The organism is Candidatus Epulonipiscium viviparus, assembly GCF_000171335.1.
Taxonomy (GTDB): domain Bacteria; phylum Bacillota; class Clostridia; order Lachnospirales; family Cellulosilyticaceae; genus Epulonipiscioides; species Epulonipiscioides viviparus.
On record NZ_ABEQ01000003.3, the window covers coordinates 1 to 20,473 of the forward strand.

15 protein-coding genes and 1 pseudogene are annotated in these 20,473 nt (G+C 35.4%); 14 read left to right on the forward strand and 2 right to left on the reverse strand.

The annotated features are described in order from the left end of the window. From EPU_RS10995 to EPU_RS00780, 14 genes and pseudogenes are all read left to right on the forward strand, one after another. A partial coding sequence (locus EPU_RS10995) for a tripartite tricarboxylate transporter substrate-binding protein (protein WP_044149135.1) occupies positions 1-1,342 on the forward strand: 1,342 nt, incomplete at its 5' end. Positions 1,343-1,357: 15 nt separating this feature from the next. Then, the gene (locus tag EPU_RS00725) at positions 1,358-2,848 is read left to right on the forward strand and encodes a tripartite tricarboxylate transporter permease (RefSeq protein ID WP_010165829.1); all 1,491 of its coding nucleotides are present in this window, start codon (positions 1,358-1,360) and stop codon (positions 2,846-2,848) included. Positions 2,849-2,892: 44 nt separating this feature from the next. Further along, positions 2,893-3,785, forward strand: a pseudogene (locus EPU_RS14510) (sulfatase-like hydrolase/transferase); the annotation flags it as partial. After that, a complete protein-coding gene (locus tag EPU_RS14515; RefSeq protein ID WP_334290631.1) occupies positions 3,786-4,349 on the forward strand; it encodes a sulfatase/phosphatase domain-containing protein in 564 nt (187 codons plus the stop codon). It begins immediately after the preceding pseudogene. Positions 4,350-4,435: 86 nt separating this feature from the next. Beyond that, the gene (locus tag EPU_RS00735) at positions 4,436-5,371 is read left to right on the forward strand and encodes an EcsC family protein (protein ID WP_010165830.1); all 936 of its coding nucleotides are present in this window, start codon (positions 4,436-4,438) and stop codon (positions 5,369-5,371) included. A gap of 102 nt (positions 5,372-5,473) precedes the next feature. Then, positions 5,474-6,862 (forward strand): sulfatase family protein, encoded by a 1,389-nt coding sequence (locus EPU_RS00740; protein ID WP_029487734.1) that lies wholly within the window; start codon positions 5,474-5,476, stop codon positions 6,860-6,862. Positions 6,863-7,185: 323 nt separating this feature from the next. Next, positions 7,186-8,973 carry a sulfatase gene (locus tag EPU_RS11005; RefSeq protein WP_083792512.1) on the forward strand — a complete coding sequence of 596 codons (1,788 nt, stop codon included), beginning with the start codon at positions 7,186-7,188 and terminating at the stop codon, positions 8,971-8,973. After that, positions 8,970-9,662, forward strand: a complete 693-nt coding sequence (locus EPU_RS11010) for a FadR/GntR family transcriptional regulator (protein ID WP_052296433.1) — start codon at positions 8,970-8,972, stop codon at positions 9,660-9,662. Before EPU_RS11005 ends, EPU_RS11010 begins: the two co-directional genes overlap by 4 nt. 2 nt (positions 9,663-9,664) lie before the next feature. Next, positions 9,665-10,717 (forward strand): hypothetical protein, encoded by a 1,053-nt coding sequence (locus EPU_RS11015; RefSeq protein WP_052296434.1) that lies wholly within the window; start codon positions 9,665-9,667, stop codon positions 10,715-10,717. A gap of 25 nt (positions 10,718-10,742) precedes the next feature. Further along, positions 10,743-11,861 carry an L-ascorbate 6-phosphate lactonase gene (gene ulaG, locus EPU_RS00760; RefSeq protein ID WP_044149137.1) on the forward strand — a complete coding sequence of 373 codons (1,119 nt, stop codon included), beginning with the start codon at positions 10,743-10,745 and terminating at the stop codon, positions 11,859-11,861. 39 nt (positions 11,862-11,900) lie between these two features. Further along, the gene (gene araD, locus EPU_RS00765) at positions 11,901-12,605 is read left to right on the forward strand and encodes an L-ribulose-5-phosphate 4-epimerase AraD (RefSeq protein WP_010165836.1); all 705 of its coding nucleotides are present in this window, start codon (positions 11,901-11,903) and stop codon (positions 12,603-12,605) included. A 19-nt stretch (positions 12,606-12,624) separates the two neighbouring features. Next, positions 12,625-13,422, forward strand: coding sequence for a sugar phosphate isomerase/epimerase family protein (locus EPU_RS12485; RefSeq protein WP_010165837.1), 798 nt, complete (start codon positions 12,625-12,627; stop codon positions 13,420-13,422). 156 nt (positions 13,423-13,578) lie between these two features. After that, positions 13,579-15,171 (forward strand): sensor domain-containing diguanylate cyclase, encoded by a 1,593-nt coding sequence (locus EPU_RS00775; RefSeq protein ID WP_029487736.1) that lies wholly within the window; start codon positions 13,579-13,581, stop codon positions 15,169-15,171. A gap of 168 nt (positions 15,172-15,339) precedes the next feature. Beyond that, on the forward strand, positions 15,340-16,941 hold the full coding sequence (locus EPU_RS00780; RefSeq protein WP_010165839.1) for a sensor domain-containing diguanylate cyclase: 1,602 nt from the start codon (positions 15,340-15,342) through the stop codon (positions 16,939-16,941). 47 nt (positions 16,942-16,988) lie between these two features. Here the strand turns inward: EPU_RS00780 and EPU_RS00785 are convergent, their stop codons facing one another. Both EPU_RS00785 and EPU_RS00790 read right to left on the reverse strand, forming a co-directional pair. Next, a complete protein-coding gene (locus EPU_RS00785; RefSeq protein WP_010165840.1) occupies positions 16,989-18,452 on the reverse strand; it encodes a hypothetical protein in 1,464 nt (487 codons plus the stop codon). A gap of 15 nt (positions 18,453-18,467) precedes the next feature. Then, positions 18,468-20,453 carry a serine hydrolase domain-containing protein gene (locus tag EPU_RS00790; RefSeq protein ID WP_029487737.1) on the reverse strand — a complete coding sequence of 662 codons (1,986 nt, stop codon included), beginning with the start codon at positions 20,451-20,453 and terminating at the stop codon, positions 18,468-18,470. Between the last annotated feature and the right edge of the window lie 20 nt (positions 20,454-20,473).

Here is a 20,473-nt window from a genome sequence, read left to right on the forward strand (position 1 = left end):
GTTGCTTATAATTTTGTCATTTATTTTTATGTTGCCATCGATTTATGGAAATGAGTATTCTACATATCCAGAAAAAGATATAACAATGATAGTCCCGTTTAACGCAGGCGGTGGAATAGATATTTCGTCAAGAACATTGGTAAAAGAATTGGAAGAATATTTTCCGGATATATCTTTTATAGTAAAAAATGTTACAGGCTCATCTGGCGCGATTGGCGCTGAGGAATTGTTTAATGCGAAACCAGATGGATACACGCTTATGGCTGCAGGGAATGGGTTTAATGTTTCGTCTGAAATGGGAATTTTTAAAAGATCTGCGATGGATTATGAGATGGCAGGCCAATATACAACGTCTCAGATAGGTCTTTATGTTCGCGCCGATTCGCCATACCAAACTTATGAAGACTTAATTGAAGCCGCACGCAATAACCCAAACGAAATTGTAATGGGTATTTTAACTGCTACCATGAATCACTACGCAATTTTAGCTATAGAGCATGCGGAAAATGTAAGCTTCAAAAAAGTTATTGTAGGAGGAGATCAGCCACCGCAACCAGAGTTATTGAGTGGACGAGTGGATACATATGTCGTGGCAGTTTCACAAAATACGCAATATATAGATTCGGGAGATTTTAGGTGTTTGGGCGTATTTGCAGAGGAACGAGTGAAAAGCATGCCAGATGTTCCAACATTTGAAGAACTTGGTATCGAAGAAAGTTATGAGCTGACATTTGGGATTTGGGCACCTCCCGGAACCCCAAAAGAAATTTTAGAAATTATATCTGATGCTATAAAAAAAGTAACTGAAGATGTAGATTTTCAAAACACTATGACTGCGATGGGATATTTAACGAGCCATATTGGACCCGATGAATATCAAAAGGTGATGGAAGATTCGCTTAATGCGATAAAAGAGCTATCAGCAACTATTGCAACAGATGTAAACGCAGGAAGCATTGACCCGTATGTCGGAGCTTATGGAATTCCCAATTTTATCCTCATGGCAATAGCTGCATTACTCGCGCTGAAGGCAATTATAGCGTTAGGTATTAATAAACAGAAAATCAATATAGTACTAGTTGATATATTAAAAGGGAGAGCACTTGTATTTTTAGTATCGTTGATAATATATGTTTCTGTTTTGGAGATATTGGGCTTTATTATTGCAACTGCTATATTTTTAACTGCGACAATAATTTATCTGAGATGTTCTAGTGAGACGGTTCCAAAAAAATTTTATATTCAAACGGTGATATTTTCTACTGTATTGTCAATTTTAATATTTTTATTTTTTACGCAGCTTGCAAGCATAGTGTTGCCAGTGGGATTTCTGGGTATATAGTAAGGGAGGAATAGTATGAGTTTTATGGAGGTTTTATTAATATTTGCAGATATTATGATTTTACTGCAGCTTCTTTTGGGCGTTATAATGGGAATAGTGTTTGGCGCGATACCAGGACTAAACACGATTATGGCGCTCGCACTTGCCTTACCATTGACCTATAATATGGAGATGATACCTGCCATTGCGTTTTTGATAGCGGTATATTGTGGCGGTTTATCTGGTGGATCTATCTCTGCGATTTTGCTGAATATTCCAGGTACGGCGGCGGTTGTGACAACCACATTTGATGGCTATCCCATGGCAAAGCGTGGAGAAAGTATGCGCGCATTGAGCTTGGCTATAATAGCTTCTTTTGTTGGGGGAATTATTTCAACAATTATATTAGCGCTACTGACAGGATGGCTCGCTTCTTTTGCCTTAAGCTTCGGTCCGTGGGAATATTTTGGGGCCGCAATTCTATCGCTTGCACTGATTTCGGCATTAATTGATGGAGACTTAATCAATGGATTTATTGCAACATTAATAGGAGTTTTTTTGGCAATGATTGGCACTGATTCGATTGGATCTGTGACGCGATACACTTTTGGATCAATAAATTTGGCAGCAGGAATTGATATCATTGTTGTTATTATAGGAATCTTTGCGTTATCCGAAATTATTTCTAGTACGAATAAAAATTTGATACCCAAAAAAGGTGGAAGCGCAGATTTTAGTTTTGCACAATTTATAGTAGCGTTAAAAGAGTCATTGCTTTATATTCCAAACATGATAATTTCTGCTGTTATGGGAGTGGTATTAGGAATTTTGCCGGGGCTAGGTGGCGGGACTGCGTCAATTATGGCTTATGCAAGAGCAAAGATGGCTTCAAAAGATAAAACTAAGTTTGGTCAGGGTTGCCCAGAGGGGATTATCGCACCAGAGACGGCCAAGAATGCGGTATCGGGAGGGGCGCTAATTCCGGCCATTGCATTGGGAGTTCCAGGGAGCGCTCCGGTGGCATTGATTATGAGTGCGTTCTTGGTGCATGGAGTAAGCATCGGGCCTCTTGTTTTGAAGGAGCAACCGCATCTTTTAAATAGTATTGTTATTGCTTTGATTATTGCTAATATATTTATGTTTTTATCACAAATAGTGCTGATTAAGTATTTTGCGATGGTGATTACAGTACCCAAATATATATTATTTCCAATTATTGCCGTATTTTGCGTAATAGGAACATATGTAATTAACACTACTACTTTTAATGTATATATCATGCTGGGGCTTGCGGTTTTTGGAATGTTCTGTGCGAAAAATAAAATTCCGCTGGCGCCGATGATAATGGGCTTTACTTTGGGAGATATAGTGGAAACGTACTTTAGAAAATCTATGATTGCGTATAACGGGTCTTTTGTAGATGCGTATATGGGGTCACCTGTTGGAAGCGTCTTTGTTACACTGGCGATTATTGTGCCGACCGTCGTGATTGTAAAAAGAATAATAAAAAGGAGTGTTAATGAGTGAAAAAACAAGTTATCTTAATTATGGTGGATACACAAAGAACTGATATGCTAGGCTGTTATGGAAATGTAGATATGAAAACTCCGAATATTGATAAATTAGCAAGTGGCGGGCTTAGATATACTAATGCGCAAACTGCGTCACCAGTGTGTGCACTGCTAGAGGTACAATATTTACGGGCTTGATGCCACACTCAAATGGACTCGTAACAAACAGTTACCCGATTGGAGATAATGTAATAACTATTGGGCAACGTTTATCTGATAATGGAATTCACTGCGGGTATATTGGTAAGTGGCATGTTGATGGCGGAGATTATTTTGGCACCGGAGTTTGCCCAGATGGATTTGACAAAGAGTATTGGTATGACATGAAGCTATATTTGGAAGAATTAACGGATGAGCAAAGACGACGTTCGCGTAAATCGAATACATCGTTTGATGCAGATTGGACACGAGAGATGACTTTTGCTAATCGATGCTCAAATCGCACCATAGATTTTATTGAAAATTATAAGGACGAAGATTTCTTTTTAACGCTTTCATATGATGAGCCGCATGGTCCGTGTATTTGCCCTAGTCCATATAATAGGATGTATGAAGGATACAAGATGCCTTATAGCGAAAACTATAAAGATGATCTCGATGCGAAGCCTTTACAGCAAAGATTGTGGTCTGGCAAAAATATAGGCAAGTCGGTTGATGAGCTAAATAAAGCAACGGCTGATTTGGCATTATTTTTGGGATGCAATTCGTTTGTAGATGATGAAATAGGGCGTGTATTAGACGCAATTGATGAAAAGTGCCCTGATGCAATCATCATCTATACAGCAGATCATGGAGATATGCTATTTAATCATAAACTAAACTCAAAAAATTGTTGCGCATATAAAGAGGTGCTAAATATTCCTCTGATAATAAAGGGTGGAGCAGAAGGAGTAATAGACGCACCTGCGACGCATTTAGATATTGTGCCAACAGTGTTGGATTATATGAATGTTGAAATTCCAAATATTCTTGAGGGCAAAAGTATGTTGCAGCAGATTAAGGATGGAGTTTCAAAGGTTAATGATGTAGTATTTTCTGAGTTTACCAGATATGAGCTTATACAGGATGGCAATGGTGGATTTCAGCCGATGCGATGCGCATTTGATGGAAGATATAAGTTGGTAATTAATTTATTGGATACAGATGAGTTTTATGATCTGCAAGTAGATCCGGAAGAAATCCATAATGCAATTAACGATCTTAACTATAAAGAAGAAAGAGAAAGACTTCATGATATTTTGCTTGCAGAGATGGATAGAACGAGAGATTTGTATAGAGGATACCACTGGGCAATGAGACCGTGGAGGACAGATAAGGCTCCATCATTTAGAAATGCAGGATATGTGAGGCAACGAGAAGAAAGTGAGATGTATGAGGCTCGTCAATTGAATTATGATACAGGGTTGCCAATGGAAGAAGCTGTCAGAATTAAAATAATAGGAGCAGACAAAAAGTAAAGGATAGATACAATATTAGGAGGGGGGCGATGCGTGGTCGTTCCCCTTAAGTAATGCATATAAAAAAGTAGAGGTGATGATACGCAGTGGATGTGAATGAAAAAATTAATGAAAATAGGATGTCGAAAGTGGTAGATCTTTTGGGTGCAATGAATCTAGAAGAGCAAATCGATGAAGCAAAGATGTCAAGAGTGACCGATCTGATGTGTACGATATATGAAGATGAACAAATCGATGAAACACAAATATTGAAAATGACAAAAATTTTAGGAGCAATGCAGGCTGACGAACTAATGGATGAAGCAAAAATATTAAAAGTGACAGAAATTTTAGCTGCAATACAAGCGGGAGAGTCAATCGAAAAGTCAACGGAAGAGCCGATGGATGCAACTAAGGTGTTGAAAATAATGGATATTTGTTATGAGAGGGCAATTAACGGAATTCCAGGAATTAGTAAATCGATAGAAGAGTTGGCTAACCGATATATCCAAAATCATCAAAATGAAGGAAATGTGGCCAAGAGTTTGAATAAAGAAAAAGTCATTGCAAAATTGATAAAGCATCAAGTGATTAAATGTGGCACTAACGGAGTATTAACAGGATTGGGAGGTGCGATAACAATGCCGATAACAATACCTGCAAATATAGTTGGCGTTATGTATATACAAATGAGAATGATAGCGGCCATTGCATATATAAGGGGATTTAACATAAAAGATGATGGAGTAAGATCTTTGATATACGTATGCCTATTGGGTTCTTCTGCAAATGAGGCATTAAAAACAGTAGGAATTAAGTTAACTGGAAAGCTTACGGATAGCATGGTTGAAAAAATTCCAGGAATAATATTAATGAAGTTAAACCAAATAGTGGGGACTAAGTTTGCAATTCAACTTGGAGAAAAAAATATACTCAACATTGGAAAAGTGATTCCGGGTGTGACAAGTATTATAGGAGGAACATTGGATGCGTATGAGACAAAGAATATCGCTAAAAATGCAAAAGCAATATTTAATCAATAGCAAAAAGATCTATCGTGCGTAAGAAAAAAATCTTGACTCAACAAATAAATTGAAGGTATAATCGGTTTAAGTAAAAAAAACACCAATAAATGGAGGAAAAATATGAAGAAACCAAATGTTATTTTTGTATATCCGGATCAACTAAGATATGATGCACTGGGATGTAATGGCAATAAAGTTGCTAGCACTCCGAACTTAGATGCATTAGCTGCAGCTGGGGCTAACTTTGATGAAGCATATACGTCATATCCTTTATGCTGTCCGTTTAGAGCTTCAATTATGACAGGATTGTATCCGCATAAAAATGGAATGTATTCTAACCATTATCCTTTGAGAAAAGATTTGCCGCATTACTTGCCTAAAMTTATGAACAAAGCAGGATATAAGACAGCTTGGGTGGGGAAGTGGCATCTAAATGGTGGGCGTAAATTTGAAAGAGTGCCCAAAGAATATTGGTGTGGCTTTGAAGAGTTCATTGGCTATGGCAGAGGGCATCATTATATAGATAGTTTATATTATAAAAATGAAGACGATACTCCATATAAGTCTAAAAAATATGAACCAATTTACCAAACAGAGCAGTTGATCGACTTTATAGATAGGGCAGTAAGCGAAGAAAAGCCGTTTATGGGAATGATTTGCTATGGGTTGCCGCATCCTCCGGTTGAGATGCAGCCAGAAGAAAGCAAAAATAAGTATTCGGCATCTGAGATTGAGCTACCAGATACTGTGCCAGAAGATACAAAAGAAAAAGCTAAGAAATATATAGCGCAATATTATGGAATGGTAGAAGTGGTAGATACGGAAATTGGAAAATTAGTGCAGCATTTAAAGGCAAAGGGGATTTTTGACGATACGATTTTCATAGTGGCTAGTGATCATGGAGATATGTGTGGCGAATACGGTATGTTTGAAAAGTCGATATTCTATAGCTCWGCAGCGCACGTTCCGCTGATAATTAGCTATCCAAATATGATAAAGCCAGAAACTAAAATCGACCATTTGGTAGATCCGCTTATAGATATAACACCGACTATATTAGATTTATGTGGGTTAGAGGTGCCAGAAACAATGGATGGATATAGTATGAAAACTTTGGCGCAAACAGGAGAAGATAAAACTTTTAGAGATTTTGTTTACTATCAGATAATACCGCTTCCAGAAGCATTGTGCGATCAAATGGATAAACCAGATAGGAAGCCGTATGCCGAAAGAGGGTTTAGAACAAAAGACGTGCTTTATGTGGAGAAAGAGAACGTACCTTTTGCGGTATTTGATTATCAGCGTGAAAAAAAGGAGTTTATGAATTGCGTAGATAATTTCAAATATTACCCACAAGTAAAAGAGTATAGAACTAGATTGGCCAATATAATGGGAGATATTGGTGATAGCTGGAGATTGAGAAGGGAAGACTTGCCACCAGAGTTTCAAACTCAAGAAGAAGCGATCAAAGATTATGATAGCAATTATAGCAAAGCAGTTTTCGAATAAAAAATTAGGGGATACAGAGGTCCCCTTTTTTAATGCGTATTTTTGGTAGGCAATGTATCGTTTTGTAGAAGTTCTTGAATGGCAGGTATATAAAAAAATAATGCTATAAAAAAAAATTGGCGATATGAGAAAATAAATGAGAAAATACAATAAAAAAATCATGCAGATTTACCATGAATATTATAGGATGAGACGAAATATATAAAAAAATTACATATAATATAGCAGTAATGCTGAAAATAATAAAGATGGCGAAAAATGGATGTATTTTATAAATGTATATGATATCATGAGATGGTCAGACCAACAAAAGGAGGATATGTATGAAAGCTATAATGGTTATGTTTGATTCTTTGAGTCGTAGAATGTTAAAGCCATACGCTAATATAGATGTGCAAACACCAAACTTTGATAGATTGGCGAAAAAGGCAACGACGTTTGACAATTTTTTTGCAGGGAGCTTGCCTTGTATGCCAGCACGCAGGGAAGTTCACACCGGAAGATATAATTTCTTGCATAGAACTTGGGGGCCTTTAGAGCCGTTTGATGTTTCGATGCCAGAAATTTTAAAGAAAAATGGAATATATACGCATCTAGTTACAGATCATATGCAYTAYTTTGATGACGGCGGTTCGACGTATCATAAAAGATATAGCTCGTGGGAAGTGTTTCGAGGTCAGGCATCGGATAGCTGGGTAGCAAAATTAGAGGCACCCGAAATTCCGCCTCATGTAGATACGATGAGAAAACATACGCACCCCACGTGGTGGAGAGATTATTGGAAAAATCATAATAAAATAAAAGAAGAGAATTATTATCCGCAAGTTGCGACGTTTRATGCGGGAATGAAGTTTTTGCAAGATAATATTAATGAGGATGACTGGTTTATACAAATTGAAACTTTTGATCCGCACGAACCATTTGATATGCCAGATGAATTTAAATACTTATATGAAAAAGAAGGAGAGTACGCAGGAGACTTTTTTAATTTGCCGTCCTATGGAATTGTATTAGAGAATAAAGAACAAGTGGATCACTGTGCCAATTTATACAAATCTCTAATAACGATGTGCGATAAAAGCTTGGGTAGAATACTGGATTTTATGGATGCGCATAATATGTGGAAAGATACGATGCTTATCGTGAACTGCGACCATGGGCTGATGGTGGGCGAAAAAGATTGGTGGGCAAAGTCGGTTATGCCTTGCTATAATGAAGTAGCGCAGTTGCCGTTTTATTTGTATGACCCGCGTTGTAAAAAGAGTGGGAGAAGACAGTCGCTTGCACAAACGATCGATATACCTGCGACGCTGCTAGAATTTTTTGGGCTTGATATACCTGCGCAGATGCAAGGAAAGTCTATGCTACCAATTGTAGAAAATGATARACCTATTAGAGAATACGGATTATTTGGGTATCATGGATCATTTATAAATTTGGTGGATAACCAGGGGCATGTTTATATGAGAGCATCGCAGAATATTGGAAATACTCCATGCTCTGAATATACTCTGATGCCTACAGGTAGAAATGGCTTTTTTAGCATTGATTGCTTAAGTAAAGGAGAATTGTCTAGGGACTTTGATTTTACAAAGGGACTAAAGTTGATGAAATATCCTGCAGATAGCAAATTGGGTGCACCAATATTTTGTAATTCTTTCCAATATGGAAACTTATTGTGGGATTTAAATGCCGATCCTGAACAAATAGCTCCTCTCGACGATACAGAATTGGAAGCGACGATGATTAATGCTCTGATACAAGAAATGAAAAGCAATGATGCGCCGRTTGAACAATTTGCGAGAGTGGGCTTGGATAGAGAGCATATTTATACCAAAGAAGATGTGGTAGCAATGCGTCAGAAACAAAAAACGATAGAAGCGRATTTGATAGATGGGTTTGAGTGGGAGCAGGAAGCCAGCACTTTATTTKTGGCATTAGCAGGCATTATGACAGATACACAGATATACGATGCGCGAGAATATTTGAAGACGAACTCAGAAAATAACTTGATAAAATATGATGCGATTGTAGAATTGGTTCATAAAAAGTATGTGAATAATAAAGAGGCTGGAAAATATTTTATAACAAAATTGATGCGAAATTTATGATAGAAAATAAAACTATAAGCAGGCAATTGTTTGAACGCATATTGGATCAAATTAAAAACGGAGAGTTAAAAGCCGGGGATAAGCTAAAACCCGAAAGAGTATTGGTAGAAGAATATGAAGTGAGTCGTTCCTCTGTGAGGGAGGCAATTGGAGCTTTAAATAAGATGGGCATTGTAGTTACCAGGCAAGGCAAGAATAGAGGTAATTATATAAATGACAAAGCGCCAGATATGCTAACTAAAGTTTTGGAAATCTATATGATATTAGATGACAATTTAGCTATCGATTTTTTGCGATTGAGAAAAGAAATAGAGAAAAAGGCAGCCTATCTTGCGGCGATCAATGCAACACAAATAGAACTAGAAAATATGAAAATTCTGCATCAGCAAAGATCTAAAATAGCTAATATAGATCAAGAAGAATTATATAGATTGGACAGGGAATTACACTTAACTATTGCAAAAGCATCTCACAACAAAGCATTTGAACTTTTTATTGAAGCCGTTTTTGGAGTTTTTAAGGCACATCAAGCTAAAATTGGAAATATAAGGGAAATTGCAGACAAATATCATAGCCAAATTATAGGTGCTATTGAAAATAGAGAAGCAGAGCAAGCTGAAGCATATATGGAAAATCATATTGAGCATCTGATAGAGGTAATGCAAAAAAATRATGATGAGGAGAAATAATTGTGGCAACTTTTAAAATTAATAAAGTGGTATTAGAAGAATTCGAAAAGTTATATGCACAAGGTGTTATCAAAAAAAATGGCAAGCCCATTAAATATTTGGGGGGAGCAGAAGCAATGGGAGCGGGAGTTGCTTTTGATGCGAATGATTTCTCCAAAAAACAAATTTTGTGGGATGGCGAAAACCATGGCGGCACGATGACTATTTGCCAGATAAATGATAATGGGGACTTCTATGCTAATGAGAGATTTTACCCGATATTTGATGCGCCAAATTGTGCGGTAGTGTATGGAAAATTAATCGATAATGAATATAAAATGAGTGAAGTGCAAATTATACCATATCTGCATAGATTTGATGTGATCGATGTTGGGAATGAAAAAATTTTTGTGGGTGCGACACTGGCAAAGTCGAAAGAAAATAAAGATGATTGGTCGAAGCCAGGTGAAATTTTAATTGGAAAGTTAAATGAGGACGCTGAAAAGCCGTTTGAGCTTACGGTACTGCAAGGCGGAATTACTAAAAATCATGGCTACTGCACTACGAATTATAATGGCAAGCGCGTAATATTAATCACGGGTGTAGAAGGGCTATTTTGTATATATATTCCAGAAAAGTTTGAAGATGTGTGGCAAGTAGAAAAGATGATGAGCATAGAAATTAGCGATGCTTGTACAGTAGATATTGACAATGATGGGCAAGACGAAATTGTTACAATAGAAGGRTTTCATGGAAATGAATTRAACGTATACAAAAAAGACGGAAGTGGCTGGAAAAAAATCTTTACTAAAGCAATAGAATTTGGCCACGGACTTTGGGGCGGAAAATTGCTCGGCGAAAACAGATTTATTGCAGGATGGAGACAGGGGACTAAGGAATTAGTTTGCTTTAGTTATAAAGATGGCAAAATAGAGGAATCGGTAATTGGTGCTGGTGGCACATCACAATTTTCGGTTTGGGAACAAGAYAATAAGGCGTATATTTTGTCTGCAGATAGACAGGCAAATGGTCAAATTGGGCAATTAGTTATTTATACTTTGGAAGCATYAAACTAATATTATTATAAAGGAGATAATTAATATGGCAGTAAAGGATCAAAAAGGATTTAATGATAATGTWGGCAAAGGTGATTTAACAAAAGTGACGAAGCAACTATGGCGTGAAAATTGCTTTCCGGAATGGGGTACTTGGCTAAATGAAGAAATTGAAGATACGATAGTTCCAGAAGGCAACTTTGCTATGTGGTGGCTAGGGTGTACTGGAATATGGGTAAAAACTCCAGAAGATGCTAATATTTGTATCGATTTGTGGGTTGGTGTTGGAAAAAGAGGCAAGCGCGTATGGGATAAACCGTATAGTCAAGGTAAAGATTTCCAGATGTAYCATATGAATGGAGGACCAACATATCAACCAAATACGAGATATACGCCGATGGTAATTGATCCGTTTGAAATTAAAAAGGTTGATGCGATTTTGTCGACTCATATGCACAGAGATCATATAGACCAATATGTGGCGGCAGCGATAGTGCAAAATTTCGATGATGTGCCATTTATTGGGCCTAAATTTTCTTGTGATGTTTGGAGAAATTGGGGAGTGCCAGAAGAGCGTTTGGTAGAAGTGCGTCCTGGAGATGTGATTAAAATCAAAGATATGGAAATTGTGGCAGTAGATTCGTTTGATAGAACGGCGCTTATCACTTCACCACTTCAGGCAGCAGATATGCGCGGAGTATGTCCTACCGATATGGATGACCGTGCCGTTAGTTATATAATTAAAACGCCAGGTGGAAACCTATATCATAGCGGTGATTCACATTATTCAAATATGTATTTTAAACATGGCAAGGACCATAAAATCGACGTCGCACTTGCTTCGTTTGGCGAAAACCCTGCAGGCCTAACAGATAAGATGACCTCTGTGGATTGCTTAAGAATGGCAGAATGTTTAAATGCAAAAGTATTAATTCCGTATCATCACGATATTTGGAACAACATGCTAGCAGATCCAATGGAAATTGAGTATTTATACCAGTTTAAAGCGCCGAGATTAGATTATCAGTTTAAGGTATATATTTGGCAAGTTGGCGGTAGTTATATGTATCCAAGAGATCAGGATAAGAAGCGCTTTATGTTTAAACGTGGTTTTGAAGACGCATTTACAGACGAACCAAACCTACCTTTTAAATCATTTTTATAAAATAATTGACATATAAATTGGATAAATTTGGAGGAAATCATGAGCAAATATCAAAATTTAAAACAAGAAGTTTTTGCAGCAAATCTGGAATTAGTAGCGCGTAAATTAGTTATTTATACTTGGGGAAATGTGAGCATTATAGACAGAGAGCTGGGTGTTGTTGTAATTAAGCCAAGAGGAATAGAGTATCATGATTTAGTGGCAGAAGATATGTCTGTTACTGATTTGGAGGGCAATATTATAGAAGGAGATTTGTTGCCATCTGTAGATTTAGAAATTCATTTGGCGATCTATAAACAGTTTCCGGCTATAAAGGCAATTGCGCATACGCATTCAACCTATGCAACAGCATTTGCGCAGGCTAGATGTGATATACCATGTCTTGGCACAACGCATGCGGATCATTTTTATGGAGTGATACCGTGTACAAGGCAATTAACTCCAGAAGAAGTAGCCGGAGAGTATGAAAAAGAAATTGGCAATGTAGTTGTAGAAACATTTTTGGAGAGAAAAATTGATCCGATGCAAGTGTTTGGAGTGAATGTTGCAGGGCATGGCCCATTTACTTGGGGGGCAACAGCAGGTTTGGCGGTAGAAAACAGTGTTATCCTAGAAGAGCTATCTAAGATGGCATTACTGACTAAGCAAGTAAATCCTAATGCACCTTTGCTAGAAAACTATGCATTAGATAAGCATTTCCTAAGAAAGCATGGAGAAGGKTCATATTTTTATCAAAGTAAATAGATTGCGAGGGATATAAAAAGTGAAAACGTCCGTATCATTATCTGTTTTTCAGGGAGCGAAGACAGCACCGATTTTATTTATGGGATCCACAGAAGAAAATTTTAGAACAATTAAAGAATTGGGATATGATGGAATCGATCTATTTGTGGATGACCCAACGAGTGATGCAACAAAAGATGCTGTTAAATATTTAATTAGGTATGATCTGGGAGTGGGCGTTGTGATGCCAGCGGCATTGGCAGGGCAAGGATTATTTTTAGGCGACGAAGATAAGTCTGTTAGAAATAAATGCATCCAGAAAATAAGTGAAATAATAAAGTTTGCAGAAGCAATAGATGGAATGGTATCATTGGGATTGGTTAGAGGAAGCAGTGCCAGAGAAGAGTCATTGGCTCATTTTTATAGCAAATTTGTAGATTCTTGTGAAAAATTAATTAGCACAACAGACATGCCGTTGCTGATTGAACCAATTAATCGATATGAAATTAATACGATAAATTCGGTGCAAGAAGGAATAGATTTTATAAATAAGTATAAGCTGCCATTATATTTAATGATAGATACATTTCATATGAATATTGAAGATGTAAGTATAGAGCAAGCGCTTCGAGATAGTTTTTCATTAACGAAGCATATTCATTTTTTAGATTCGAATAGATTGGCTCCATCGATGGGGCATTTGGATATGGAAGGGTTATATAGAACTGCAGCTGAATTGGGATATAATGGATATCTGTGTTTAGAAGCATTAGCAAAACCGACAGCATATGAATGTGCCAAACGTGGTGCAGAATTTTTTAAAAAGGTAAAAAAGTAAAGTTAAATTTTAAAAGACTCCCCTAACAAGGATGTCTTTTTTTTTGTCCATTAAAAAAATATAAAGATAGGAGGTTGATGGTAAATTTGGTAAAATACATAAATATGTATTAGAATACATAAAATTTATAAAGAATAGAAAACGGGGAGGGTAAAAATGGCAAATATAATTACGATAATAACATTTATAATAGTGTATTTGATACACAATCTATTATTTTATAAAATTTTGCTGCAAACAATGGAACTGAAATTTAAGAATTATACAGTGTATATATTGAGCGGCATTAATGTTTTAGTAGCAGGAGTGGCGGTGTTTCTGCTAGTAGATTATTCAGTATGGGTATATTTAAGTATAGTATTGGTATACTGCAGTACTACAGTAATCTGCTTTCGTGAAAATATTTTAAAAAAGATAACTTGGGGCTTAGGAATGCCTATACATYTATTTTCCATAACAATGCTAATACTTGCGGCAACAAGTTGGACAACAAAAGAACCTATAGATCAAATTGTTGAAGATATATATCAATTGCTAGAAATAAAAATCAATACATCRTTTCTGTGTATAATATTATTAATGATAATTAACAAAGTGATGTCAAGGAAGATTATCAAGCTGATGTCGGTGCAAATAGAAAAAATAGAGCTATTTTTTAGTATGGCAGTTTGCAGTATGCTATTGCTAATAGTGAATTCATATATATATGGCATCAACATACATTCTATATATCTAAATATAAATTTAATGATAACTGGTCTAGTTTGCTTATTGCTATTTTACTTAGGAATATTGGTAGTGGCAGGATTTCAGCATATGAAGATACAGAATCAGTTGCTAGATCATCGACTGCAGGCGCAGCAAGTGTACCAGCAAATTGTTCATAGTAAGTCAGATATAACTATAGAAATAGACTGCAGTAAAGGGACAGTGGTTAATTACCTGATTAAAGAGAAGAAAAATCAGGTGTTGATAGGAAGAAAATATATGAAGTTTCGAAATGAGTTGTTATTAGAYGTTGTGCACCCAGAAGATAAGGATCTTGTAATGGAGTTAACTGATATAGGCTATATCACTGAAGCGTTAGCTAAGAAGAATAATAGATATAATTTTGAGTATAGAGTGCTGCGAAAAAATCAAATTCATTGGTTTAAAGGAGAGGTAAGTGTGATAAATATATTAGATAGTGTGAAGGCAATCCTAGTATTAACAGACATTACGGATAAAAAGGAAAAGAAATTTAAAATCGAAAGAGATTTATTGACAGGATTATATAATAAAATAACAACGGAGGATTTAATAAAAATGCATCTGAGGAGTCACCTAGGAGGTGTACTTTTTGTAATAGATCTGGATAATTTTAAAGAGGTAAATGATATTTTAGGCTACGATATCGGAACTGAAGTGATAAAAGATGTGGCGAAAAAGTTAACTGCAACCTTTAGAAAAAAAGAAGATATAATAGGAAGAATTAGAGAAGACAAGTTTATAGTTTTTATTAAAACCAATGTGGATAAGGTAAATATTACCGATATAGGAAACAGAATAAATGAGGTAATCGCTAAAAAATATAGTTATGAGGACAAGGAAGTTTATGTTTCGGCTAGTATAGGCATAGCAAAAGCGATAAAGCCGCTAACGACGTTTGCAGATTTATATATCGATGCAGATATGGCTTTATACCAAACAAAAGGCAAAGGTAAAAATGGATTTATGCTATATTCAAATGAAAACAGTAAACAAGAATAATTAATAAATGATTTTTTACCGGTGAAATGCTAATGGTGTAAAATAGCTTTATCAGTCAGCAGATTATTCTAGTTTTTATGATAAAATTTATCTTAAATAAACAAAAATTAGGAATTATTAAAAATTGATTTACATAATATAAATTATACTATATAAGGAGGAGTTAGTATGGTAAATCAACAAATAATACCGGTTTTTATTTTTGTATTTATGCTACAAAATAGTTTATTTTACTGTATATTAGCACGGTTAATGGTCTTTAAGTACAATAAAATAGTTATAATATTAATAGCAGCAATCAGTGTTGTATTAGAAATGCAAGTATTAACATTATTGCCACATTCTTCTGTTGTAGCATATGGATTAATGACGCTGTGCTATTGTGTAATAACTATTATTTGTTTTGAAGGATCCATTTTTAAAAGATTTGTATGGGGGTTAAGCATACCAATTCATATATTTTCAATTACAGCTGTAGCTGCAGCAATAAGGAGCTTGGCATTAGGTCAACCGTTAAAGCATATTTTTATGGATGACAATATCTTATTAAGATTTAGTGCGTATGTAGCAATAGTGTGTATAATAGTTCTGATGATACTATTAAATATAGTATCAAATGAGATATATGCATTGATGATGCTGCCAATCGAAAAGGTAAAAATATTTTTGGCTATAGAAGTATGTATATTGATAGGGTTAATCAGCAATACATATGTATATGAATTAGAGTATTTTGCAAAGTTAATATTATTACAGCAAATTATATTGGGAGTAATGTGGATTGTACTATTTTATATGGGTCTTTTGATAATGATAGGTATCCAAAAGAGTAGTAATAAGCAACGCGACTTGACGCAAAATTTAAAAGCACAACAGATATATAAAAACATATTGCACAGAAAATCTGATATCGTAATAGAGGTAGATTGTAATGCCAAAACAATGTTAAGCTATACAGAAAATGGAGTACCAGYGGCATTAGCGGTGGGGCAAAAATATGAGCAAGCGCGCAATGTGCTAATGAAGAGAGTTCAGCGCGATGATGAAAAATATTTTCAAGCTATGACAGAAATAGAATATATGAAAAACGTATTTATAGAAGGAAATAATAAATACAGCTTTGAGTACAGGGTAAATATATTTGGGACAATACGATGGCGACATGGAGAAGTTAACATAACATTAATAGATAAAACTATAAAAGCAATTATTTTGATAAATGATATTACGCTAGAAAAAGAACTAGAATTTAAGGCTCAGCGAGATGTAATGACTGGATTATATAATAAAGTTATTGTTGAGAAGTTGGTTTCGGAGCATTTGTGTGAGTATGCAGATGGAGTGTTATTTATGATTGACATAGATAATTTTAAAGCTGTTAATGATAATTTGGGACATGAAATTGGAGATAAAGTGATTAAAGATGTTTCTAAAAAATTAAACAGCATATTTATTGAAGAAGATATTATTGGAAGATTTGGAGGAGATGAATTTGTAGTATTTGTTAAAAAAATAGAAGACGAAAAAAATAATATATACAATATTGCTGAAAAAATCAATAAATCTATAGCAACAACATACTGCGATGAATACAATAAAGTGAAAATATCAGCAAGTATTGGAATTTCCAAAGTAACACCAGAGTTAAGAAATTATAAAGATTTATATATAAGCGCCGACTATGCTATGTATAAAACTAAGAAAAAAGGAAAGGATGGATTTACCATATATTCTGGTGAAGAGCTGAATGGTGAGTATGAAAAAAAATAGACTATAATAGATTTATGAGTTCTAAAATAGTCTAAAGGATTAAAAAATTATATGATTACAGCAAATTGAGCAATTTCGCACGTATCTGCTGTGATAGGATTGTATAGGATCTTAATGATTTTGCCAGTATCAGCTTTAGTGGTAAAATATTGATAATGTGTACCATTAAAAAAACTTTGTCCTTTGCTAAGAGCAGTTTTGTCAGAAATATTTTGGAGCTCCGTGAGCGCTAATTCGATTGCAAGGATTTCAGAAGTAGCAAATTGAGGTAATTTATTTTTGCTTGCAGATGAGAATGTAAATTTCGAAAAAACATCTTGCCATTTTGGCTCTAATCTAAACCTTTTCTGAACTTCTGCAGATGTAATATCTGCATTAACGTGCTTTATCGCAGTTTTCACTTTGGTTATTTCCTGAAGGATATCTTGAGAATGAAGTTCTAATTGAGTAGTGCCTAATTTTTTGTCTGGAATAAGGTCTTTAGCAGACGAAATAATGATAGCTTGCTTATCGATTTGTAATTGCAGTGTTTGGAGAGCAAGATCTTTTGCTTTATACTTTTGATGGAGAAGATCAAATGTTGCTGAGGCAGAGGAGGATAAATTTTCATTTTGAAGTTCTGTGCGCAGTGAATTTAATTCATCTGTAGCTATTAGATACTCTTGAGTAAGCTTGGCAAGTTCGCTTTCGGCGGCAGCTTGTTCGTTTATAACAGCTGAGATAGTGGCATTAGCGGTACTAATATCTTTAAGTGTTTGGTCATATTTGGTTTCGCTATTTTTTAGTCTAATTTTTAATCTGTTGTGTTCTATTAATAGCTGAGTATAGGCATCTTCCTGAGAAGCAATTTCTGCTGCAATGGATTCGTCTGCTTCATAGCTTGGAAGCGTTTCGATTGCTGGAGTGAAAGGCGAGCCATGAATCGCAACAGTCATAAAGATGAGCTGACTCATAATTTCGGTTTTAAATCCATGTGCAGCCATAATATGTGCCCAAAGGTCTTCTTTTAGTAATACATTTTTGAGAATAGTATGGCTCATTTTATTTAATGTTAAAATATGCTTATCTTCTTCGACCAGTTTGTTAAAGTATTGCTGATAGATATCATCTGCTCTTTGAGAAACAAGTTTATACTCATCAATTTTTAGCTTTTGAGATACAAAATCGATTATCTGAATAGAAAGCGAATCATCAGAAATAGTATATGATAGAGAGAGAATACTTTTTAAGATAATTTTAAGCTTGGTATTTAATTTGGATCTACTAAGGTTAGAAAGTTCTTGTTTTTTCTGATCAATATATTGCTCAAGATTTTGAGGTTTGGGAGCTTTAAGTCTTAGGTCTTTGTTGAATTTATGACCCAACTTATTTATAAATTGAACCCCTTTTCGAGAAATTATATTGACACCAATTTTAGCAGTGTTTTTGGGGTTGAGCACTTCCAACATAGCAATATATTGCCTAATAAATTCATCATCAGTTTTTTGCAAAATTTCAAAAATATTTGTCATATAAAATCCTTTCTATTACCAATTTATATAAAATTTAGTATTTGGTTCRCCTGCAAACATAATTTTTTCGACTCCAGAAAGGCTGATGGTGCCTTCGTGAAACTCGAGATAAGAATTATAGACGCATTCGCCAAAACTATTGTATAAACCAAATGCTCCATTGCCCGTTATTGATATATTGATACCAGGATAATTAGGATCAACTTCTATAAAAAACCATTGAGAGAAATTATCTTTCTCAATTTCAACTTCATAACTTCGTAGATTATTCATTGTCGCAATATCGTTTTCGCTAATATAAGTGCTGCCATTGGTATGAAGATACTCTATGTCATCTATAACTTCGATGAATAGATCTGAAATATCTCGCCCGTTGTTTTGAGGGATTTGAACTGTGTTAATAGCATTAGAAGCGTCAATGATTTTGTAGTGTCCAAAAAAACCTTCAAGTGAAGAAGTTGTGGGGAGCTGAAAACTTGGGTGTGTAGTATACAATATAGAAGAAAAATATTCATCCACAAGATAATACTCATTGCCTAGTCTATTTTGCCAGGCCTGTTCATATTGAGGAAGTGTGATAGACGGATTAAGTCGAACGAGTTCGTATTGAGCTTGCCATAAAGGTATGAGCCCGATGTCAAAAACGGTATTAGTTTCTAGATAGGTTTGGTTATTAGACTCTTCTATAAATTCTGCTGTGTATAGCATATTTTTCGACGCAAAGATACCGTTGCCCTGATAATATAACGTTTCGGCGGGAAGCTCTGTTTGATTGGAGGTTATAGTTAATGTACCGTCAGTTGAAACCGCCAAAGTGTAGTCAGTATAAAAATTTGCGTATACACCACTATATTTTAAGAGGTTTTCGGGAGCGTATGCAAGAGTAGAAGTGATGGGTGAATCAATTGAAAAATTAATTTTTATACCAGCATCTACCAATAAATCGTTTACTATTTGTGTTGCAACCATCTGAGTATATAACGCATGGCTTCCGGTTGAGAGTACGCAAACTATGGCGTCAATTTGCGGAATGACAATTACGGTTCCGTGCGCACCAATTAAATCACCATTTTTAAGAAAAACTTGAATGCCTGCGTCATAAAAAGGGTCTAGGTTTACGTTGTCCCAGCCCAATCCAAATGCAAAATTTGAGTGAGAATTGGAGTGCCAAATCCCTCGTAAATATTCTGGATATTTTGTAGTTTCTATGGCTTGATAGCTTAATATTCCAGGATTTAGATATATATTCATAAATTTGCATACATCTTGAGCTGTGGCCAAAATTCCGCCTACACCAAAATAATTATAAAGCTCAGCAACATCTGATGTCATGGTTCCCAGATATAGTTTATGATATGCAGAGACCGCGTTGGCTATCGCATCGTCTGTTGCGAAGTGTGTATTTGTAATTTTTAGGGGYTCAAAAAAATAGCGYTGCAAGAAGCTACTAAATGTCATTCCAGATACGTCTTCTATCAATATTTCGAGCAGGGCATAGCCGTCGTTACAATATACKGAAAATTCGCCAGGTGTGGACTTTAGGCGCTCAGTTGCTAATCTATCTAGCAAATCTTTTTTGCTAAATTTTAGTGCATCGTCATAGAAAAGCGAGTTTGATAGAGAGCCCCCCAAAAGTCCAGAAGAATGATTTAATAACATCCGAACTGTAATATCTTTATACCGAGGATCTTGCATTTTAAAGTTTTCTATATAATGTATAATTGGCATATCTAGTTGAACTTGATTTTGGTCAATAAGTAGCATAATGGCTGCAGTAGTATACATTTTGCTAATAGAAGCAATTGGGTAGAGTGTATCCATATTAACAGAAGTTCCAGAAACTCCGGCTGAAATAATTTTATCGTTTTGCATTACTGCATACTGAACATTGTCGGCACCTAAGTTAGAAACCAAAAGATTAGCGTATTGCGACGCAGTTGCTGCAAAAATACAATGGGGTAGTAGTGTAATTGTTATTAAAATTGTAATAAAATGTGTCATCACCAACCTCCAAATYAYAA